We start from the raw sequence: 22495 nt of genomic DNA on the forward strand, positions 1-22495 counted from the left end.
TCTGCTTTTAACTACTTAGGGACGTTGCCTCTAAGTGCTCCTGATACCAGCGAAATAACAAGTAATACTAAAAATATAAAAAAGATAATCTTAGCGATGCCTGCAGCGGCTCCTGCGATACCGCCAAAACCTAACACTGCTGCGATTAACGCGATAACTAGAAAAGTAATTGTCCAGCGTAACATAGTGGTCTCCTTGGCTATTTAAATTTTCTTAAGTTCGATGTAACTGAAGCGAGTTCTGTGCCAGAACTTTTATTTTATATATTTCAATGGGTTGTGTGTTTTTGTTGTTCTTTAGAGGGTTCATCATTTGGTAACTTTTACGAGTAAGCATGTAACTTATTCATAGTGATATTTTTTCATATTGAGATGCATGAGAAAAAGAGATAATGCACCAATAAATGGTAAGACCAATTTAACTTTATTTGGGTTGGCTACCTCTAACACCTTGTTGTGTGTGGTTTTTAGCCATTTTGTTGCTATTAATTAATAGTTCAGCATATAACGACTGGCTATATTGATTATTTATATCATCTATAGCAGGGCTTTAAATGCATAAATAGTGGGGTGTTAATTATATGTACGTCATGTTATTTTAAATTTAATTGGTTTTACCAATTTACAATGGTGCTATACAAATGAATTTTGTTTGTTATTATTGGTGCATAATTATTTAACAAAAATAACTTTTTATTTTAAGTAAGCGAGGGGAGTCGTATGGATATAGGTGGATTACTCACCACTGCGGCCAGTTTGATGGTGACAGGCATGGTAGGCGTGTTTGTTTTTCTGACTATTTTGATTTCAGCAGTCACTTTAATGTCAAAGGTAGTGGGTCGATTTGATGATCCTGCAATTGCAGAACCTACGCGTACAGCAAAAATTCAACCTCAACAGGGTGTGCCACAGGCACATATTGCAGCAATCAGCGCTGCAATTGCTCAATTTCGAAATAAACAAAAATAACGGGGCAGCTTAAACATGGCTAAATTAAAACTAACCGAACTAGTATTGCGCGACGCACACCAGTCTCTTTTGGCAACGCGTATGCGCTTAGACGACATGCTACCCATGGCAGAAAAACTCGATAATGCGGGTTATTGGTCAATTGAATCATGGGGTGGTGCGACGTTTGACTCGTGTATCCGTTATTTAGGTGAAGATCCTTGGCAACGTATTCGCGAGCTAAAAGCGGCAATGCCAAACACTAAGCAACAAATGCTACTACGCGGACAGAATCTTCTAGGTTACCGTCATTATGCTGATGATGTAGTCGAAAAGTTTGTTGAGCGTGCCCACAAAAACGGTGTTGATGTTTTCCGTATTTTCGATGCGATGAACGATGTGCGTAACCTTGAAACTGCCATTAAAGCTGCTGTTAAAGTAGGTGCTCATGCCCAAGGTACTATTTCGTACACAGTAAGCCCTGTACATACGCTTGATATGTGGCTTGAGCTTGCAAAACAACTAGAAGATCTTGGTTGTCATTCAATTTGTATCAAAGATATGGCAGGTTTATTAAAGCCTTATGATTGTGAACAGTTGATCAAAGGTTTAAAAGAAACTGTGTCTATTCCTATTGCGATGCAATGCCACGCGACCACAGGTTTAAGCACTGCAACTTACCAAAAAGCGATCGATGCAGGTATCGATATGCTTGATACGGCTATTTCGTCAATGAGTATGACCTATGGTCATAGCGCCACAGAAACCATCGTTTCAATTGTAGAAGGCACTGAGCGAGACACAGGCCTTGATTTAAACCAATTAGAAGAAATTGCTGCTTACTTCCGTGACGTACGCAAGAAATATGCTGCATTTGAAGGTAGCCTTAAAGGCGTTGATGGACGTATCTTATTAGCGCAAGTGCCGGGCGGCATGTTAACTAATATGGAAAATCAGCTTAAAGAGCAAGGTGCTGCTGACAAACTTGATCAAGTATTACTCGAGATCCCGCGTGTTCGCGAAGACTTAGGTTACATTCCACTCGTTACACCAACCTCGCAAATTGTTGGTACTCAAGCAGTACTTAATGTTTTGACTGGCGAGCGATATAAAACCATCACTAAAGAAACTGCGGGTGTCCTTAAAGGCGAGTATGGTGCAACACCAGCGCCAATGAATAAAGAGCTGCAAGAACGTGTACTAGATGGCGCTGAAGCAATCACTTGCCGTCCTGCTGATAAGCTTGAGCCTGAACTTGAGAAGCTTGAAGCAGAGTTATTAAGTGAAGCTAAAGAGCAAGGTTTAGAGCTTGCTGATGACGTGATTGATGATGTGCTTACTTACGCATTATTCCCTCAAATTGGCCTTAAGTTTATTAAAAACCGTAACAACCCTGATGCGTTTGAAGCAATTCCAACGGGTGAAGTTGCTAAGTCAGAAAGCAAACCAGCCGCTTCAAGTCCTGCAAAAGCAGAGCAATACAGCGTTAAAGTTGACGGTAAAGTTTACGATGTCGTTGTAGCGCAAGGTGGTGAACTAAAAGAAGTAACTCTAAAAGACAGTGAGTTAATTCCTCAATCTGCCTCAGCGTCTGTTAGCGAAACCTTAAACGCGCCGTTAGCAGGCAATATTTTCAAAGTGAAAGTAAAAGCTGGCCAAACAGTAAATGAAGGTGATGTGGTTATCATAATGGAAGCAATGAAAATGGAAACAGAAGTTCGCGCCGCACACTCAGGTACAATAGCTGAAGTATTAGTAGCAGAGGGCGACTCTGTTGCCACTGGCGATGCGCTAATCGCGCTAGCATAGGAGGCAGAGGATGGATGGTGTTTTAAACCTCTGGCATGCGACAGGTATTGCTAACTTTACCTTTCCTGCATTAATAATGATTGCGGTAGGTTGCGGGTTATTATATCTCGCAATCGCCCGTAAATTTGAGCCATTATTGTTATTACCTATCGGCTTTGGGGCTATTTTAACTAATATTCCTGTAGCCGGGTTATCTGAACCGGGTGGTTTGCTTTATTACGTGTACGATATCGGGATTGATTCTGGGGTGTTCCCACTTTTGATCTTTATGGGCGTGGGGGCGCTTACAGACTTTAGTGCCTTAATCGCTAATCCGCGTATGTTGCTGTTAGGCGCGGCTGCGCAGTTTGGTATTTTTGCTACTTTATTTGGTGCAATTCTACTTAACTTTATTCCTGGTTTTGAGTTTACACTTCAAGATGCATCGGCCATTGCCATTATTGGTGGAGCAGATGGTCCAACAGCTATTTTCTTAGCATCTAAGCTAGCACCTGATTTACTGGGGGCGATTGCTGTAGCGGCTTATTCTTATATGGCGCTAGTGCCAATTATTCAGCCGCCAATTATGCGTGCATTAACAACGCAAGAAGAGCGCGAAATTCAAATGCCGCAACTTCGTACAGTATCGAAAAAAGAGAAAATTGTTTTTCCGTTAATGGTGCTTAGTTTAACTATCTTGTTTTTACCTGCGGCAACACCGCTGGTAGGTATGTTCTGCCTAGGTAACTTGATGCGTGAATCGGGCGTGGTTGATCGTTTAAGCAATAGTGCACAAAACGAAATCATCAACATTACCACCATTTTCTTAGGCTTAGCGGTAGGCTCAAAGCTTGCGGCAGATAAGTTCTTAACCGTAGAAACAATCGGTATTTTGGTGTTAGGTGCATTGGCCTTTGCAATTGGTACAGCGTCAGGCGTGTTTATGGCAAAAGGTCTGAATAAGATCTCTAAATCGCCAATCAACCCATTAGTAGGCGCAGCAGGTGTGTCAGCGGTACCAATGGCAGCACGGGTGGTTAATAAGGTAGGCCTTGAGAGCAACCCGCATAACTTCTTGTTAATGCATGCCATGGGACCAAACGTAGCAGGGGTATTAGGAAGTGCCGTTGCAGCAGGTATTCTGTTAGCGATTGTTGGCTAAGTCGATTTACTTCCAACCGACTGGCGCAGTAATTTTACTGCGCTTTTTTTTGCCTATAGACTAGGGTCACCCTAAAGAAATTGTAGTTAAATGATAGTTGTGTAAGGAAGCCGCCATGAATGTTTTTATTATCTTATTATGCCTTTTTGTTGCCTTGGTTATTCTAATACCGCTACTTGAAAAGTATCAGTCTAGAATGGGGCTTGATGGCGCGACAAAGTATGCAAAGTACATTTGGCCACTGGTGATGATTTCGCTGATTATTCAACTTATCTATGTTCTTTTAAGGTAATAGTTGTATTAAACCGCAGTGCTATCAGTACTCATTTTAGTAAAGTCTATAATAGTTTTAGCCGGGTTTATTTGGCACAAAAAAGCCGCTTCAATTGAAGCGGCTTTTTTATGTTTACTTAACTACTTATTTAACGCCAATTGTAACTCACGGTTACGTTGTAATTGCGCTAAGAAGTTATCAGCAATCGGTTTAAACTTAGCTAACTCATCGCGCGGTAAAGGCTCTGATTTAGGTAGTTTGACCGTTTTCGGATTACGGTGTACACCGTTTACTAAGAATTCATAGTGTAAGTGTGGGCCCGTTACACGACCTGTCGCACCAACCGTACCAATCTTTTGGCCTTGCTTCACTTTCTGACCAGTTCTAACCATCTTTTTGTCTAAGTGTAAGTACTTAGTTACATACTGTGTGCCATGGCTAATAAATACATAGTTACCATTGTATTTACTGTAGCCTGCTCTAATCACTTTACCATTACCCGATGATACAACTGGCGTACCGGTACGCGCTGCGTAATCGATACCGTTATGTGGTTTTACCGTTTTGGTCACTGGGTGTAAGCGACGCGGGTTAAAGCTCGAACTAATATACTTAAAGTTAACTGGCGCACGTAAGAAAGCTTTTTTCATGCTGCGGCCTTCAGGCGTATAGAAGTTACCATCGGTATGGCGAATAGCAGTGTAACGCTCGCCTTGGTTAATAAACTCTGCGGCAATAATTTTACCGTCGCCAATGTATTCACCATCAACATAGTGAGCTTCGTAAATAAGACCAAATTGGTCACCTTTACGAATGTCATTAGCAAAGTCGACATCCCAACCAAAGATGTCAGCAAAATTCATAATTTGACGCTCGCTTAAGCCAGCGGCAATGCCTGATGTCCAAAAGCTATTAGAGATCTCGCCGCCTGCAGATTTACTTAGCGTTTCGATTTCTTTGCTATCGATAGAAGTGTCGTAGTTACCTTCGTCATTTAATGTAACGTATAAGGTATCTGTTTTTGAGATCACATAACGAAGCTGCGCTAAAGAGCCATCTTCAGCGGTTGCAAAGCTTAAGATTTCGCCTGGGTGAATTTTTGTTAACTTACGAGTTTCAGCGTTGGTATTAACTAGTTTGTGTAATGTTTGCGCTGAGAAACCCGCACGTTTAAAGATAAGTGCTAAATTATCGCCATTACGTACTTCATGGTCGATAAGCTCGTATTCTGGAAGTTTTGCTGCTGCTTGCTCCGAATTAAGCTCAGTTAGTTTTTCGTTATCATCAACTTTAACTTGTAATTCGTAGCGTTTGCCAATTTCAAGTGCGTTTGCACTGTTGTCCTTTGATGCGGTGGCTTTTTCAGAAGGCAATAACGCCAAGCCGACAATAGCAGAAACCAAACCGAGAATAAGCAGTTTGTGTTTTTTGGGAAGTTTGTGCACTACGTGAACCATATCGTGCCTTTTCTGCTGTCAAGAAATTTAAATACTAATATCGCAGGATATACCTAAAATAGAGCAAATACCAGTGTTTTGTAGATTTAAACTGGCGCTATTTTACGCTAGAATTGGCCTGCGCGTTAAACTTTTTTGTTTAAAATTGCAGCAGATGTCTATGGTTAAACTAAATCTACATTAGTTAACTAAAGTCCCTTCATTAAATTGCAATAACGCGGTATAAAGAACAATCATGCGCGCTGCCTTCAGGGCTGTTTCTTAAACTATTTAAGTTAGGCTTTTTTCTAGTGTCGCTTTTTGGTGCTAACTAGCTAAATTTTAAAGTTTTTAGCTCTATATTTATAACCCTGACAGGCCACCACGCCCCGGTAGCTGAATTTTTGGAGTAATACACAGTGGATTTACAAACCGCTCTAGCTGAGATAAAACGCGGTGCAGAAGAGATATTAATTGAAGACGAATTAGTCGAAAAGCTAAAGTCTGGTAAGAAACTTAAGATCAAAGCGGGTTTCGATCCAACTGCGCCTGATCTGCATTTAGGTCACACAGTTCTTATCAACAAAATGAAAACCTTCCAAGACCTAGGTCATGAAGTGATTTTCTTGATCGGTGACTTCACCGGTATGATTGGTGATCCGACGGGTAAAAACGTAACGCGTAAACCGTTAACGCGTGAAGATGTATTAGCTAATGCTGAAACCTATAAAGAGCAAGTATTTAAGATTCTTGATCCTGCTAAAACTACAGTTGCATTCAACTCTACTTGGATGGAGAACTTAGGTGCAGCAGGTATGATTAAACTGGCTGCGCGTCAAACAGTAGCACGTATGCTAGAACGTGATGACTTTAAAAAGCGTTATGCCAGCGGTCAATCAATTGCTATCCACGAATTTTTATATCCACTGGTACAAGGTTGGGACTCAGTTGCATTAGAAGCTGATGTTGAACTTGGTGGTACAGACCAACGTTTTAACCTATTAATGGGTCGTGAATTACAAAAAGACGAAGGCCAAAAACCACAAACAGTATTGATGATGCCACTGCTTGAAGGTACTGATGGCGTTCAAAAAATGTCTAAGTCATTAGGCAACTACATTGGTATTACTGATGAGCCTAACGACATGTTTGGTAAAGTGATGTCTATTAGTGATGAGCTAATGTGGCGTTATTATGACTTATTAAGTGCATTATCTATCGAAGAGATTGCAGCGCTTAAACAACGTGTTGCAGATGGTGCAAACCCGCGCGACATTAAGATTGAGCTTGCCAAAGAAATGATTGCACGTTTCCACAGCGAAGAAGCAGCCGAAGGTGCTCATCAAGATTTCATCAAACGTTTCCAAAAGAATGCATTACCAGATGAGATCCCTGAAGTAACAGTAACAATTGCTGAAGACACTGTGTTTATCACTAATCTATTAAAAGAAGCGAGCCTTGTTGCAAGTACGTCAGAAGCAATGCGTATGATTAAACAAGGCGCTGTAAAGATTAATGGTGAAGAAAAAGTAACGGATACTAAGCTTGAAGTTGCTAAAGGCACTACACAGATTTACCAAGTAGGTAAACGTAAGTTTGCTAAAATCACCTTAGCTTAAATAAGCTAACAGAATAAAAACCAGCTGCGGCTGGTTTTTTTGTGCTTTTTTTAGTTAATAAACAGCGTAGCCACTTCAATGGCGATGATAAGTAGTAACCAAAATGCTTTCGCTTGATTTAAACGATTCACTAAAGCGGGAATATCATCGGCATCTGGCAAGCGATCGGTACCAACACGCATTTTATTAAAGCGCTCACCTTGGTAAAGGGCAGGGCCGCCTAACTGTACTTGCAAAGCAGCCGATGTAACACTTAACAGCCAACCCGTATTGGTTTGATAAAAATGTCTGCCATAGTGCTTAATGTAATGAATGCTCTGTCTACTGGCATTGGTTGCTGCAATGGTTAATGCAACTAATCGAGTGGGTAACCACTCCAATACAAATAGTAACTTAGCAATGGGAGCCAAAAACGGGTTGTTGGGTTTTTGGTTTTTTCGCCATGCTTGATGAATTAATGTCAGTAAGCGATAAACTAAAGCAAGGATAGCGCCGCCAAGTAGGTAAAAGAAGATAACGGCAAAATAATGCCGCGCACTTTGTAGCACCAGTGACTCCATCGTCGCTTTACAAATTCCAGAGGCCGATAAACGTGATACATCACGGGCAACAAGGCTAGCTAGTAGCTCTCTAGCAGTCGCTTTTTGGTTGAGCTTGAGTAATCTGGCAATACGTAATGATTTCTTCTCTTGAGCGCGGCTACTGAGTAACAAATATAAAATTAAGCCACTTAATAACTCAGGGTAAAAAGCAAACTCTAAAAACAGCACAACTAATGTCACTATCACTAAAATAGTGAGTGTAAAAGCCAAAGTTGAGGCTAAATATTGATAGCTTTTAGGATTCGTTGGGTTGTATAAACGATCACTGAGGGCAGAGAAAATAACGGTTAAAAAGGTATTAGGATGATACCAACTAACCAAAGGAAAGAAGCGCTCAGCTAAGAGCGCTACAAAAAATACAATAATGTCCAAATGGTTTTGAACAATATTTGCAATCACCTTATAAACTCACCGATGTTAGCTTCTCTAAAAGAGCAACAACCATTTTAGATGAGTTGATAGATGCAGTTTCGATATACTCTTCAAATGATTGCGGCGATTCTTTGCCAGCAATGTCAGACATTGAACGAATAACAACAAATGGTGTTTCTAGCACGTGACAAGCCTGTGCAATTGCTGCACCTTCCATTTCTACTGCAAGCATAGTTGGAAATTCTGCGCGTGTTTTTTCAATTCGTACCGGGTCACACATGAATGAATCACCAGTACAAATTAGGCCAATCATGGTTTTAACATCGCTGATTTGGCTTACGCTTTGCTCTGCCGCTTCAATCAGTTTAGGGTGCGCAGCAAAGCCCGCTGGCATTTGTGGTACTTGGCCGATTTCGTAACCGAATGCAGTAACGTCTACATCGTGGTGACGAACTTCTGAAGAAATAACGACATCACCTACATTTAGCGATGGCTCAAAACCACCTGCAGAACCTGTGTTGATCACACAATCTGGGCTGAAGTTGTCTATTAGTAGTGTCGTTGCTACTGCAGAAGCTACTTTACCAATACCAGATTGAACTAAAGTAACAGTGTTACCCGCTAATTCACCGGTGTAAAAGGTAAAACCAGCTTTAGTCATGATGCTTGGGTTTACCATTGCTTCGCGTAAGATTTTTACTTCTGGCTCCATCGCGCCAATAATACCAACGTGCATAATATTTGATTCCTTAGATTGAATAGGATGATTATACCTAAAAATGTCTAAAACAAACAAAAAAGCAGACCTTAAAGTCTGCTTTTGCCAATATTATGACGGACTATATTTCTGCAAGCGCCGTTGAGTGTGCTTTTGCTTGTGATGGTGATAGTACTGCTGGTTTAGTTACTCGATTGCGTGCAGGTCTTGCAGGTGCTGCTGCAGGTTTACCAAGTTTAAACATGATAGCGTCACGCACTTCTCTTGGTTGATAGCCTGATTTTACTTTCATACGAATATGCGGAATGCCTGCCGCTTCTAACGCGCCACTGACAAACCAGTCACGTTGTGCTTTATGGCCGTCGCGGTTGGTGTTATTTACTAAATCAACAGCGGCAACAATGCTAAGTTTGTCCTTGTCGATAAGCACGTAATCTAACTGTTTGTTTTTGGCTTTAGCCATTGCAGCACGTTTAGCTTTGACAGATAAGCCTTGCTTACAGTCGATTAAATCAATCAGTTTAACACGGCTGACGATTTTGTACTGGTCACCTACAGCACGTTCTAGCAGGTGTAAAAAAGCACTCTCAACTTGCGTAAAAACAGTTTGCTTACGAGTGAAAGGGTAAGGGTTTCCGCCTTCATCGGTAAACTTTGACGCAACAACAGAGGCTACGACGACTAATACTAAAATTGATAATAAAGCGAATTCCATACGGTAACTCCACAACAACAAATTGACACTGAAAACTAATAGCAATTAGCGTGCCTAACTGTATGGAGCTACCCGAAATTTTTAAGCCGTGTATCCGCCAGCAACCCCTTTAACTGCGATTGCTACCGCGTCATGGGCATGAAGTGATTCGTAGTGGTTTATTTGTAGCCAGTAATCTGCGTAGTTATGCTGTTCAAGTAAGCCTTTAATTTTACGTGCAGCATCTTCGCAGAACATGAGGTTTTGACCATTTAAGCGGGCAAACTCTTGCTCATCTTCACGTTTAACCGCCGCTTGTACTGGCGTTTTTAGCTCAGCTTCTAAAGCATCAATTAAGCCAACCACATCAAAGCTGTCAATTTGGCTGTCGAGTTTTACTTTCACGTTGGCGATTGAACGCTGTGAGTGTGGTGTAGCTACAATCCCGTCAGTTGTGCCTAGCCATTCTAAAACAGTTTGCTTATCAACATTTTGCTCTGCAAACTTTTCGCTAAAGGCATTTTGAATTAATTGACGAGCAAGAGCCGCTGAACATGGGCATGTTGACGAGTAAGTGACATCAACCATTAACTCAAAGCTTACAATGCCTTGGTTGATCTTAGCGATCAGATGAATCGGGTAGTTTTTCCAACCTACTTTGCCACTTAATAAAGATTTTCGGCGCAGTGGTAGCTCAAACTTAAATTCGATTTGTGCTTGGTCACTTAAATCATCATGGCTGCTAATAAAGGCATCAAGTGCTTGCTTGAGAGTTTGTGGATTAACTTGCTGCTCGGTTGATAAGGTATCAAGGGCTAAAAATAAACGCGACATATGAATGCCTTTGGCGTCTTCTTTATGCAAGTTTACAAAAGCGCGTGCCTTGGCAATTACGTTTACAGGGGCAATATTGCGAGTTTCAAAAATGAAAGGAAGTTCAATTTCGCCCATGCCAACCCAGTCTAATTTACCTGTTTGTAAGGCGGGAGCCGTATCAGCAATATCTGGCATTGTGGTTTGCATGGTAATACTCATTCTTTGCAATTATTAAAGCGCGGTATTTTACATGAAAAAATATAAAAAAGCGGCGTTGATGAAAAAATTCTATGTTTATCGCACAATATGAATATTTCTAAAGGAATAGTGATAAAATTAACTATGCTGTTTTTTTTCGATTATGTGCCTAAGCTTTAATATATGATTGATTCTTCTTTGAGTCCCTGGGCTCGCACACTCTCAAGCTTTATTTCTAAGTACGGTGAGTTTAAAACTGCCGCTGCCTGTTATGCCTTATTACTGGTCATGTCGCTGATTTTATCGTGCATGTTTTATTATGTAGCAGTCGGTACGGTAACTTTAGTTGATGTTTTAGCTGTGTTGTTTTTTACCGCAGTAGTATCGCCGATATTAATAACAGTGCTGCTCAATTCTATTCGCCAGTTAGAAGCATCTTATAGTTATCTAGATAGCGCAACCAAACAAGAGAAACTGCTCAATCAAACGCTAAAAGACAATATCAGTCGCTTAAACGAAGAGATTGATGAACGTAAAATGGCGTTTCATGCTAAGCACAGAGCAATAGAAGAACTTAGACGCGAAATTGCTGAGCGTAAGAAAACTCAACAAGAACTAGCTCAACAAGGCATGTTATTACGCTCTATTGTCGACTCATCTCCCGATTTGTTTTATTACCGCGACAACAATGGTGTGTTTGCTGGCTGTAATAAAATGTTCGAACAAGTGATTGGTAAAAGCAGCGATGAGTTAATCGGCAAGAGTGTCGAAGAAATCTATCCAAGTGATTATTTACCGGAGGTACTTCGCACCGATAAAAAAGTATCTCAAACTCACCAAGCTCTTACACTTGACGTTGAATACCCTGTTAATGGTGAAAAGCGTTGGTTTGAGATGCGTAAGTTACCCTTTATTAATGAAAAAGGTGAGTACATTGGTTTACTTGCCTTTGGCCGTGATATCACCAGTCGTAAAGAGGCGGCTCAGGCCCTTGAAGCGGCTTACAAAGATAAAGGTAAATTCATTGCGACTCTAAGTCATGAACTAAGAACACCGCTTAACGGTATAGTGGGTTTAACCCGCATGTTGCTAGATACAGAACTTGATAAACAACAACGTAGTTGGTGTAACACGGTATTCTCAAGCGCCGAAACCCTTGGCAATATATTTAACGATATTATCGACTTGGATAAAATTGATCGTGAGCAGCTTGATATTGTTGCTGACTCAGTCAATGTGGCCGACTTTATAAATGATGTGGTGAACTTTGCAGGCTTAATTGCTGAGCAAAAGGGGCTTGAGTTCAATATTAAACGCAAAGGTACGTTAGACGTTTATGCGTCACTTGATCCGACTCGTTTACGTCAAGTTGTTTGGAATCTCATCAATAATGCGGTTAAGTTCACCCAACAGGGTCATGTTGAGCTTGAATGTCGCCGTGAGAATCGCGCTGATGGGCCTTGGTTAGTGATGCGTGTAAGCGACACCGGTCAAGGCATTCCTCAAGAGCAGCTGCACCGTATTTTTGACATGTACTATAAGGCACCTGATATCAAAGGCACCAATGCAATTGGTTCAGGGATTGGTCTTGCAGTAACTAAAGCACTTGTTACTGCGATGAAAGGTGAAATCAATGTCAGCAGTACTGAAGGTGAAGGCAGTGTTTTTGTTGTCGAAATTCCCCTTAAGCTTTGTATTGCGCCAGCTGAGCAAAGTTATGCGGTACGCAGCTTAAATATTCTTTTAGTTGAAGATGTGCCGCTAAATGCTGAGATTGCTACCAACTTACTTGAGCAGCGTGGCCACGAAGTTATTTGGGCTGAAACTGGTGAAGATGCGCTGTCGTTTGTCTACACAGAAGATGACTTAGACCTCGTTTTACTTGATATGCAATTACCAGACATCAATGGTGATGAAGTTGCTCGTCAAATTCGTGATGATGAGCACTTTGATAAGCTGCCAATCGTTGCCTTGACTGCCAACGTGCGTAGTGCCGAAGAAGAACTTGCGGGTATTAATATTCAAGGTGCACTCGCTAAGCCTATCAACACCACAAAACTCGATAAAATGCTCGGCGAGCTATTTGATATAAAACAGCAACAAAATTGTCAGTCTGAGCCAATTAAAGCCGTGACGGAAAAAGACTTATCGGGTATACGTGTTGAGCTTCTCGATATAGAAACCATCGAAGACTTTGTAGGCTCAATGGGGCTGGTTATTTTTAATCGTAGCTGTGAGTTATTTAATAAGTTAAACCCTCAGTATCAAACTGAGCTAGCAGATGCGTTAGCTGAAGATGATAGAGAAGAATACAAATCGGTGGCGCATAAATTGAAAGGTGCAGCTGGCTCTGTAGGCTTAAACGATGTGCAGTTACATGCTAAGAAGATGGAACACGGCGCGCTTGAAGAAAGTAGTGAAGAGTTACAACAGTGGCTTAATGAACTTGCAGTTAAAATAAATGAAGGGCGTGACGCCCTCCAATTATTCTTACAGCAGTTAGAAGATTAATTCTAATTAGCTGTCGATTTTACCAATGAAACGATAGCCTTCACCATGGATGGTGCTGATCAGCTCAGAGGTGCTGTTATCGCTTTCAAAGTGTTTTCTGATACGACGAATGGTTACGTCTACAGTACGGTCATTTGCGCGAAGCTCACGGCCAGTCATGTGCTTAATTAATTGCTCACGGCTGAAAATACGGCCCGGTGAATCGAGCATTAAACGAAGTGCGCGGTATTCACCTTTAGGTAAACGCTTAGCGTCGCCACTTGGAGATGTTAAACAACGGCTGTTTTCATCAAGTTCCCAACCGTTAAATGTAATAACACCATTTGTTTCGATATTCGCTTCTTCGCCACCTAATGCTGTGCGCGAAATAAGGTTACGAGCACGAATAGTTAATTCGCGAGGGTTGAATGGTTTTGTGATGTAATCATCAGCACCAATTTCAAGACCTAAAATGCGATCAACGTCGTTGTCACGACCTGTTAAGAAAATTAAACCAACATTACGTTTTTGACGTAATTCACGCGCTAAAATAAGCCCGTTTTTACCTGGTAGGTTGATATCCATAACTACAAGGTTCACATCATCATTATTTGTAAGCTTGTCATGCATATCATCGCCATCAATGGCTTCAATAACTTTGTAACCTTCGGCTTCAAATAAACTAACGAGGTTTAGTCGAGTTACGTCTTCATCCTCTACGATCAGAATGACTGGCGTTTGCATTGTATATTAACCTTTTCGGAAATTTTATTTACAAAAATTCGGTATTATCAAGCAAAACCGAATACTAGAGATTATAGGATTAGATCCAATTGTTAACAAGTAAAATCAATTTGGATAAAACTTAGCCATAGCTAACAATCGAGATTGCACTTTAAAGTTATGCTGCAATACGTGCTGCTTATTGATATACAGTCGGATTTTATTTCCTTCTTGAACCAGAGAGGCTATTCCGCCTTTCTCTAAAAAGCGAATACTTTCACCTATCGTTAAAGTATTTAATGAAATTGTATCGGTCCAAAGTGGAAGTATATCATTTTCTAATGTTTCATCAATGTATGTGATATCACAAATCTGAGAAAGTTCAGAAATTTGCTGAGTTTTTTTCACTAAAATAACGTTGATAGGTTTTTTGTTAATTTGCAGTTCACTTTTGTCCTTTAGGAACGACCCAGGCCCTGTTTCTACATTATAAAAACAGAAAGAAATAGGTGGAGGATCCATGCTTTCAGTAAACTTAGTGAACTTAGCAATTTGATATAAAAACGCCGATTTTACTTGTTCTGGTGATTTTGCAAAACTCGGGGTGGCGTAAATAACAAAAGCAAAAAGGCAACATATGATTTTCATCATGCATTACCTTCAGATAAGGGCAGAGTAATAATAAAATGAGCACCCTCGGTATTTAACTCATCGTGAATTATTGTACCGCCTAAGGCTTGGGTTACCAGGTTATAAACTAAATGCATACCTAGTCCACTTCCACCTTCGCCTCGTTTGGTTGTCACAAATGGGTCGAAAATACGTTTTCGAATCGTCTTTTCAACACCAACGCCATTATCGAAATAGTGAATAATAAAGCTGCTTTCATTGCGCTCAACGTTAAAGGTGATCTCGTTATCAAGCTCGTCGCTAAAACCATGGATCACAGAGTTACTCAATAACTGCTGTAACACCTGCTGTAATGGTCCCGATTTAGTCTCAATACTAAAGTCATTATTGCAGTTAATCGTGATTTTAGGGTTGCGATATTGTATTTCTGAGCGCATCGACATAATCACATCATTTAATAAATTATATAAGTTTACGTTAGTGGTTATTTCGACATCTTGATTAACTGCCACTTTCTTAAAGCTTGAGACTAGCTCTGCGGCTCGGTTTAAGTTGCGATAGATAAGATCTAGATTTTCAATGCCATCAGTTATAAAGCGTTTTAAATGTGCTGAGGTGAGTGTTTTTTGCTCAAACTGCGCGTTGATTTCTGCCAGCTTGTCACGCAGCAAAGTTGAACCCGTAATACCTAAGCCGATAGGTGTATTTACCTCATGGGCTACACCTGCAACCATTTGCCCTAAAGAGGCCATTTTTTCATTTTCTACTATTTGATTTTGGTATTGATGCATACGCTCAAGTGTATTGAGTAGTTCTTGGTTAGCCTCACGCAAGGCAATAGTACGTTGATTTACTTTCTCTTCAAGACTTTGGTTAAGCTGTTTTATTTCTTGTTTGTCTTTTTCGTGGCGCTCGATTTGCTTTTGGGTTCGGGCAAGCATGATATTTAAGCTGCTAGAAAGCTGATTAATTTCATCGACATTAGTTTTTTGTGCGCGAGTATCATAGTTATGGTTTTTTGACACATCTTGAAGCAAGTTACTCAGTTCATCAATTGGGTTCGCAATACGTTTTTGAATACGCAGAGCAACAAAATACACCAACACTAAAACAAATAGGGTTAGTAAAATATCAATAAAGATTTTACGGTTAATATACTGATTGAGCCTATCTAAGCCACCACGAACATAGGCATAGCCAATCACTTCTCCTTCATATTTGATTGGTTTTATTAATTCTATTACATCATCTTTAAACTTTGGCTCAGACAGCTCGCTGATACTGTTTACTTTGATAGGAACTGGCGGAGTTCTATTGGCATTAAAGCTGCTGAAAAAAACAGGCTCATTCGATAATTCGTCAATTGCGTATATGTGAATGTTTTTAATGAGCGGCACTGTCTCGAAAGATTTTAGGCGCTCTGTTTCAGTTTCGTTATCATCAAATAACACTGTGACCTGGGCGTTATATGCAATAATTTCAGATAGAATAGTTATTTTATCGACAATTAAGGCTTTTTGTTCTTTTACATCTAGGTAGGTCGAAATAGAGATAGACAAAGACAAGCACAACGCAGTAACAAGCATAACCGCATTAGTTAATGCCTTACGAATACTCGTTTGTGCCGATAAAATTGACATGCGCTATAGAAAGCCTAAATTTTTATTTTATTAGTAAGAGTTTAGTCTAGCAAAGACATTTGAAAGTAACTAAATATTTTAAAAAATATTTTTGCTACGAATAAGCTATTTACTCAACTTTTATTTAGCTGAGTAAACTGCAAATTTTGTATTTTTGAAATCGGTACTGTATTGGCCAAATTGCGCTTCTAAAATAGGTGGGTATTTTAAGAAGCTGTTTGCAACTATGGTCAGTTTACCTTGCTTACTCAAGTGTTGCTTTGCAGAGCTAAGAAATGCCTCGGCAATGGTGTAATCAGTGGCAATACCGGTGTGGAAAGGAGGGTTACTGATGATTAAGTCGAATTTACCATTAATATCAGATAAGCCATCACTTAATACCGCTTGGCCTTTAAGGTTATTTAATGCAAGTGTTTGCTCTGTGGCGTAAGTAGCAAGAGCACTTACATCGCTACATACAAACTCAAGCTCAGGCTGCTTTTTTCCTAAATAAGTAGCAATAATGCCTGCGCCACATGCAAAGTCGAGCACTTTACCCTTGCTAATACTTGGCGCATTATTTAGAAGTACCGCGGTACCTACATCAAGCGCACCGTGGTTAAATACGCCCGGCACACTAATCGCCGTAAATTCAATATCGCCGGCTTTCACTTGAAATTGCTTATGATAACGACCGATAGCAAAGTTATCGTTTAGCGTAAGCTCAGAGAATAAATACAAAATACAGTGCTTGGCACTATCGATTTTGTTACTAAAACCACAGTGATCTTTTAGTTGTTTCTCTGCTGATTTAACACCGCTTTTATTTTCACCTACCACAAATAGTTGCGCGTCTTGATTACAAACAGCACGAATGTTATCGAGGCACATTTGTGCTTCGGGCTTAGCTTTTGGGTAATAATAGATAACTAAATCGTAGTTATTATCTGGAATAGTGTGGCTAACCACAGCATGTACACCGGCAATTTTGCTAGCATACATGGCATTTGCGTGGTTATAACTGAACGCAGTAATTTTTGCGTCAGGGTTTAGCGTTTTAAGTTCGCGTAAGAAGCCATCTTGCTCAAAGTTAACCACTAAAATCGATTGTCCAACAAGTTCGTCTTCATTTCGAAGCAATAATAAACTTGGGTTGGTTAACTTACTCATGCTGCTTTACCTTTTGTTACTTAGTACGCTCAAACATTAGATCCCATACGCCGTGACCTAAACGGTGACCGCGCTGCTCAAATTTTGTCAGTGGACGTGAATCTGGGCGAGGAACGTAATCGTTAGTTTCTGATTGGTTTTTGTAACCTTCAGCAACTTGCATTACTTCAAGCATATGCTCAGCATAATTTTCCCAGTCAGTCGCCATATGGAAAACACCGCCAATTTTTAATTTGCTACGTAACTTTTGCGCAAACTCTGGTTGTACGATACGACGCTTATGGTGACGTTTTTTATGCCATGGATCAGGGAAGAATAATTGCAGCTTAGATAAGCTTTCATCGGCAATACAATCAGCTAGAACTTCAACTGCATCGTGTTCGAATACGCGTAAGTTTGTTACACCTGCTTCGTCGGCATCCATTAAACAGGCACCTACACCTGGGCGGTGAACTTCAATACCGATGAAGTTAAGCTCTGGTGCGTTTTTAGCCATTTCGACTAGCGATTTACCCATACCAAAACCGATTTCTAGTACCACATCGTTATCGTTACCAAACACTTCTTTTAGGTTTAGCATGCCATTTTTATGCTCAAGGCCCATCGTTGGCCAACACTTCTCGATGGCTGCCGCTTGGCCTTTTGTGAGGCGACCTTCGCGCTTTACGAAACTACGAATCGTGCGGATATATTTACCCTCTTGCTTTGCTTGCTCGAGGTTTGGGTTACTTGAGTCACTCATATATTTTGGCCTGATAAAAATACTGACGATAGAAAAAGGGTGCGTATTATCCCTGACCTGCGCCTTGAGTACAATAGTCTGGGCTTGTTTATCTTATGAGATTAATATTGCAGCCATATGCTAGCTATTTAGGCAAAGTAGGGGCTGTTCGACTTGCTTGGCCTAACCAACTGCAATAGACTTGGCCGCAATGAGCTTCAGCAAGTAAAGATGTTATTTTGAATTTAAGCAATAAGGAGTCAACTTGGTTTGCAAACCAAGTGGTTGACTGGTACCACCTTCACGGCCGTAAAACTCTCCCTTGGCAGTTAAATAAAACCCCTTATAAGGTATGGATCTCTGAGGTCATGCTACAGCAGACTCAAGTGGTGACTGTTATTCCATACTTTGAAAAGTTTATGCAAAGCTTTCCTGACATTATTGCGCTTGCTAATGCCGATGAAGATCAGGTGTTACACCATTGGACTGGCCTTGGCTACTACGCCCGAGCGCGTAACTTACATAAAACTGCAAAAATAGTCCGTGATAACTACCAAGGTGAGTTTCCAACTACGCTTGAAGAAGTAATGGACTTGCCGGGTATTGGTCGTTCAACGGCAGGGGCTATCTTGTCTTTATCGCTTGGTCAACATCATCCAATTTTAGATGGCAATGTTAAACGAGTGCTAGCACGCTTTTTTATGGTTGAAGGCTGGTACGGAGTGAAAAAGGTCGAAAATCAACTTTGGTCATTATCATCGCAATTAACGCCTAAAGAGTCGGTTACTGAGTTTAATCAGGCAATGATGGATTTAGGTGCAAGCCTTTGTTCACGTAGTAAGTTTGACTGTGAGCCTTGTCCTTTGAATAGTAAATGCCTTGCTTTTAAAGAAGGTAAAGTAAAAGAGTTCCCGCATTCAAAGCCTAAAAAAGCTGTACCGAAAAAGTCATGCCATCAGCTCATTCTAGCCTGCGACAATAAAGTGCTTATGGAAAAGCGCCCAAGCTCAGGGATATGGGGTGGATTGTTTGGCTTTTTTGAGTTTAGCGAATTAACTGAGTTAGAAACATTTTTAGCCCAGCATGGTTTATCAAACAATACGCAAGCACTTGAAGCCTTTACCCATGTATTTTCGCATTTTGAGCTAACCATCAATCCACATGTTTTAACCTTGCCGAGCATTCCAGATCTCATTAATGAACGACAACTGGTTTGGTATCCGCTTGATGAGTCTGTTGAGGTTGGTCTTGCTGCACCAACGAAAAAGCTGGTTAAACAATTAAGCGCAATAGATTACAATAGCATCACGCAATAAGAGTAGAGAGCAATTATGGCACGTACAGTATTTTGTCAAAAGTTACAAAAAGAAGCTGAAGGCTTAGGCTTCCAACTATACCCAGGTGAGCTTGGTGAAAAGATTTTCAACAACATCAGTAAAGAAGCGTGGGGCCAATGGCAACACAAGCAAACAATGCTGATCAACGAAAAACACCTGAACATGATGGACCCAGAGCACCGTGCTTTTTTAGAAGAGCAAATGGTGGGTTTCTTATTTGAAGGTAAAGACGTAGAAATAGAAGGCTACCGTCCACCAGAAAAATAAGCGCATAATCAAAAGTAAAAAGGGCCGTAATGGCCCTTTTTGATCTGTATTATTCAGCTTCTTGTTCGGCTTTGTTAATTTGTTCTTTTAAGAACTGAGCCACCTTAGAGTATTCAATTTCGAAACTATCTCTAAGTGCAATTAATTCGTCGCTTGTAGGCTCGCCTTCTTTGCAGGTTTGTTCAAATCCAGCGGCAAGCTCAGCAACCTTCATTGCTCCTATGGTTTTCGAAATTGACTTTAGCTGATGGCAAGAAGTGATAATTTTATCTAAATCATATTCTATAACCCCAGCGTTTACCTCTTTACTGAGTTGATTACTCTGTTCTAAATACATCTTAAAGAAACGTAGCTTCTTCGCTTCATCATTGACATATTTACCTAGCACATCCATATCAATTGGTGTTGTAAGTTTTTTACTTTCCAATTTTGCAGCTTCTGGGTTTGCTTTATAAGCACATTTATGAAGTGTTCCTTCAAGCACATTTAGCTCAACAGGTTTTGTAATGTAATCGTTCATGCCTATGCTTAAACAACGCTCTTTTTCACCTTTAAGCGCATTAGCTGTTATAGCAATTACATAAGGCTGGGCGTTGATATCTTCAAGTTGCGATGCTTCATGGCGTATTTTTTCTACCATATCGTAACCAGACATTTTTGGCATGTGTAAATCAGTTAAAATAATAGAGTGCTTACCTTCACGCCATGCTTCTAAACCTTTCTCACCATTTTCAGCCATTTCAACACCATAGCCTAGTAGATGTAGCTGATCGGTCAGCACTTGCTGATTTAGCACGTTATCTTCAACAAGAAGTACTAACTTGTTTTCTTCACGAGCCTTATCAACACTTAGGTAGTCGTTAAATGATTTGGTAGAAGAAATTTGTTTAGGCTTATGTAACCCAGCTGCCACGAGAAGTGACATCATAAAGTTTGACTTACATAATGGTACTGCATTTAGATAAAAAATATTCTTATGATTTACGGCAGCTTCATCTAATCTACTTAATACGATAACTTGCTGATTATTATCTTCTAAAGTGTAAAGTAAGCGACGTAAGATATAGTTAATATCTTCCATGGTTTCGATCCCATCAAGGATCCAAATCAGCTCTTTTCGGTCCTGCTCAACTTCAATTTGCTCATTGTTTTGGGCGATAACTGGTGTTGCCCCCATAAATGATAAATAACGTGCCAGTAATTTTTTTCGACCGTCATGATTAGAGACCACAACAACTCTTTGATCTTTCATGACTTGTTTGTGAGCATAATCAACTTTACCTTGCGTACTAAAAGGTAATTCAACGACAAACTCACTGCCAATACCTAAGTCACTGGTTACAGAAATTGTACCCAACATTAGTTCGGTTAAGCTTTTACAAATCGATAAACCTAACCCTGTGCCACCGTATTCGCGGGTTATTGACCCTTCAGCTTGAATAAATGGATTAAATATTTCGCGAAGCTGCGCTTGCGTCATCCCTTTACCGTTATCTAATACACTAAAGCGTAATGTGTAGTGATCAGTGGTGTTTTGTGCAACCTCCACCGAAATTTTTACATGACCTTTTTGCTTGTCGTCTGTGCTAGTGAACTTAATTGCATTACTACATAGATTGTAAAGTACTTGGCGAACTCGTACCGTGTCGCCAATTAGGTTTGTTGGGATATCGGGCGCAATAGCGAGCTCTAGTTCAAGGTCACGCTTTTTGGCAACCGATGATAAAACACGGGCAACTTCTTCAATCGTGTCAGATACTGAAAAAGGAATGTTATCGATATTTAATTTACCCGCTTCGATTTTCGAGAAATCGAGAATGTCATCTAATATCCCTAATAACGAAAATGCAGAATCACGAATAATTGTACTTAGTCTATGTTGCGCCCCATCAAGCTCTGTTTGGCGAAGTAAATCAATTGTGCCAATAACACCGTTCATTGGGGTGCGAATCTCATGGCTCATGGTAGCCAAGAAAGTGGTTTTAGTTTCGTTTGCTTGTTCAGCTTTTAGAGTTGCTTGCTCAAGAGCGAGAGTACGATTTTGTACCTCTGTCTCTAGGCTGTTTTGTAATTTTTGCAAATCAGCTTGTGCTGCTTTGTTCTCGGTAATTGCTGATTCAACTTTTTTAAGTAATTGATTTACATGCTTTGCGACAGAGTCTAGGCCAAAGTCAAGGGTTTCAGTTACTTGCCCTTGGTAGTCCGCATTGTCAGTAATAGCTTTTAGCTCTTTATTTAACGATGAACTACTTTTACTAAAACGCTTATTGATAAAAATACTCAGCGCAACAGATAATATAATTAAAGCTAGAAGCGTTAAGCCAGCAAGACCGATTGAAAGCACAGAAGATTGTGTAATAGGCTGCTCAATAGGGTGTTGTTTCACAATTAACTCGCCAACAGGCTGGTCATTAAATTCAAGAACAGTATGTATTAGTGTTTTTTCAGCTAGTTGTTGATTGACTTTAGTGGGTTGAATAAGCTCTTTGTTGTTTGCATAAACTAAAGAAACATCACCGTTAAACTCGTATCTATATAAATAGTAATCAAAGCCAGTATTAAGAAGTAAGCTTAAATCCAGTACTTCTTTTACTTTATCTTGCCCAGGCATTGTTAAAGCACTAACAAGGGGGGCACGCAATTGATTTGAAACTTGAATGGCCGTTAAATTTGGCTGCAACTCTTTTACTGGTGCTTCATCATTAGTTGGATAAAACGAAAAAGCAACGACCGCTAACAGGGTGATGACGAGATTCGTAATTATAAAAAGCGGTAGTAAGCCTTTTACAGGTGAATTCGATTTACTTGGCATGGTTCTTATCCAACAATTTTACAGCTAGGTACATTTCCTTGATATTTAGACAATCCTACCATCTGTGAAGAAAAATTCATCACGTTTTTAACAGAGGTAA

Annotated in this window: 19 protein-coding genes; 7 read left to right on the plus strand and 12 right to left on the minus strand. The window is 40.2% G+C overall.

The window, feature by feature from the left end; genetic code table 11:
* Window positions 1–11: 11 nt before the first annotated feature.
* Window positions 12–185, minus strand: a complete 174-nt coding sequence (locus AOG27_RS21115; RefSeq protein ID WP_064485886.1) for a DUF1328 domain-containing protein — start codon at window positions 183–185, stop codon at window positions 12–14.
* A 534-nt stretch (window positions 186–719) separates the two neighbouring features.
* On the opposite strand from AOG27_RS21115, the gene AOG27_RS01730 reads away from it, so the two are divergent.
* Genes AOG27_RS01730 through AOG27_RS01740 form a run of 3 tightly spaced genes read left to right on the plus strand, consistent with a single transcriptional unit; the run spans window position 720 to window position 3897 of the window.
* Entirely contained in the window at window positions 720–968 is a 249-nt protein-coding gene (locus AOG27_RS01730) for an OadG family protein (protein ID WP_054551285.1), read from the plus strand.
* Between the two features lie 15 nt (window positions 969–983).
* Window positions 984–2756, plus strand: coding sequence for a sodium-extruding oxaloacetate decarboxylase subunit alpha (oadA, locus tag AOG27_RS01735; RefSeq protein WP_054551286.1), 1773 nt, complete (start codon window positions 984–986; stop codon window positions 2754–2756).
* Between the two features lie 10 nt (window positions 2757–2766).
* Window positions 2767–3897 (plus strand): sodium ion-translocating decarboxylase subunit beta, encoded by a 1131-nt coding sequence (locus tag AOG27_RS01740; RefSeq protein WP_054551287.1) that lies wholly within the window; start codon window positions 2767–2769, stop codon window positions 3895–3897.
* 414 nt (window positions 3898–4311) lie between these two features.
* Here the strand turns inward: AOG27_RS01740 and AOG27_RS01745 are convergent, their stop codons facing one another.
* Window positions 4312–5628, minus strand: coding sequence for a peptidoglycan DD-metalloendopeptidase family protein (locus tag AOG27_RS01745; protein WP_054551288.1), 1317 nt, complete (start codon window positions 5626–5628; stop codon window positions 4312–4314).
* 398 nt (window positions 5629–6026) lie between these two features.
* Between AOG27_RS01745 and tyrS the strand changes: the two genes are divergently transcribed.
* The gene (tyrS, locus tag AOG27_RS01750) at window positions 6027–7226 is read left to right on the plus strand and encodes a tyrosine--tRNA ligase (protein ID WP_054551289.1); all 1200 of its coding nucleotides are present in this window, start codon (window positions 6027–6029) and stop codon (window positions 7224–7226) included.
* 50 nt (window positions 7227–7276) lie between these two features.
* Here the strand turns inward: tyrS and AOG27_RS01755 are convergent, their stop codons facing one another.
* From AOG27_RS01755 to folE2, 4 genes are all read right to left on the minus strand, one after another.
* Complete coding sequence (locus tag AOG27_RS01755) at window positions 7277–8227, minus strand: cobalamin biosynthesis protein CobD/CbiB (RefSeq protein WP_054551290.1); 951 nt, start codon at window positions 8225–8227, stop codon at window positions 7277–7279.
* Window position 8228: 1 nt separating this feature from the next.
* Window positions 8229–8936, minus strand: coding sequence for a 5'-methylthioadenosine/S-adenosylhomocysteine nucleosidase (mtnN, locus tag AOG27_RS01760; RefSeq protein WP_054551291.1), 708 nt, complete (start codon window positions 8934–8936; stop codon window positions 8229–8231).
* Window positions 8937–9039: 103 nt separating this feature from the next.
* On the minus strand, window positions 9040–9633 hold the full coding sequence (locus AOG27_RS01765; RefSeq protein ID WP_054551292.1) for a DUF2726 domain-containing protein: 594 nt from the start codon (window positions 9631–9633) through the stop codon (window positions 9040–9042).
* Between the two features lie 81 nt (window positions 9634–9714).
* Window positions 9715–10635, minus strand: coding sequence for a GTP cyclohydrolase FolE2 (folE2, locus tag AOG27_RS01770; RefSeq protein ID WP_054551293.1), 921 nt, complete (start codon window positions 10633–10635; stop codon window positions 9715–9717).
* Between the two features lie 174 nt (window positions 10636–10809).
* On the opposite strand from folE2, the gene arcB reads away from it, so the two are divergent.
* Complete coding sequence (gene arcB, locus AOG27_RS01775) at window positions 10810–13137, plus strand: aerobic respiration two-component sensor histidine kinase ArcB (protein WP_054551294.1); 2328 nt, start codon at window positions 10810–10812, stop codon at window positions 13135–13137.
* 6 nt (window positions 13138–13143) lie between these two features.
* Here arcB and arcA read toward each other — a convergent pair whose 3' ends face one another.
* The 5 genes from arcA to trmB form a co-directional block, all read right to left on the minus strand.
* Window positions 13144–13860: a two-component system response regulator ArcA gene (gene arcA / locus AOG27_RS01780; protein ID WP_054551295.1), complete on the minus strand. Its 717-nt coding sequence runs from the start codon at window positions 13858–13860 to the stop codon at window positions 13144–13146.
* Between the two features lie 105 nt (window positions 13861–13965).
* The gene (locus AOG27_RS01785) at window positions 13966–14490 is read right to left on the minus strand and encodes a YfiR family protein (RefSeq protein WP_228290684.1); all 525 of its coding nucleotides are present in this window, start codon (window positions 14488–14490) and stop codon (window positions 13966–13968) included.
* The gene (locus tag AOG27_RS01790; RefSeq protein ID WP_054551297.1) at window positions 14487–16109 is read right to left on the minus strand and encodes an ATP-binding protein; all 1623 of its coding nucleotides are present in this window, start codon (window positions 16107–16109) and stop codon (window positions 14487–14489) included. Before AOG27_RS01790 ends, AOG27_RS01785 begins: the two co-directional genes overlap by 4 nt.
* A 120-nt stretch (window positions 16110–16229) precedes the next feature.
* Complete coding sequence (rsmC, locus tag AOG27_RS01795; RefSeq protein WP_054551298.1) at window positions 16230–17258, minus strand: 16S rRNA (guanine(1207)-N(2))-methyltransferase RsmC; 1029 nt, start codon at window positions 17256–17258, stop codon at window positions 16230–16232.
* Between the two features lie 16 nt (window positions 17259–17274).
* A complete protein-coding gene (gene trmB / locus AOG27_RS01800; protein ID WP_054551299.1) occupies window positions 17275–18000 on the minus strand; it encodes a tRNA (guanosine(46)-N7)-methyltransferase TrmB in 726 nt (241 codons plus the stop codon).
* A gap of 218 nt (window positions 18001–18218) precedes the next feature.
* On the opposite strand from trmB, the gene mutY reads away from it, so the two are divergent.
* Together mutY and AOG27_RS01810 are read left to right on the plus strand one after the other, a co-directional pair.
* Window positions 18219–19295, plus strand: a complete 1077-nt coding sequence (mutY, locus tag AOG27_RS01805; protein ID WP_206004068.1) for an A/G-specific adenine glycosylase — start codon at window positions 18219–18221, stop codon at window positions 19293–19295.
* Window positions 19296–19310: 15 nt separating this feature from the next.
* Complete coding sequence (locus AOG27_RS01810) at window positions 19311–19583, plus strand: oxidative damage protection protein (RefSeq protein WP_036970432.1); 273 nt, start codon at window positions 19311–19313, stop codon at window positions 19581–19583.
* A gap of 49 nt (window positions 19584–19632) precedes the next feature.
* On the opposite strand, the gene AOG27_RS01815 is transcribed toward AOG27_RS01810, so the two are convergent.
* On the minus strand, window positions 19633–22395 hold the full coding sequence (locus AOG27_RS01815; protein WP_054551301.1) for an ATP-binding protein: 2763 nt from the start codon (window positions 22393–22395) through the stop codon (window positions 19633–19635).
* Window positions 22396–22495 lie beyond the last annotated feature (100 nt).

Origin of the sequence: Pseudoalteromonas lipolytica, from assembly GCF_001306915.1 — a bacterium.
GTDB classification, from domain to species: domain Bacteria; phylum Pseudomonadota; class Gammaproteobacteria; order Enterobacterales; family Alteromonadaceae; genus Pseudoalteromonas; species Pseudoalteromonas simplex.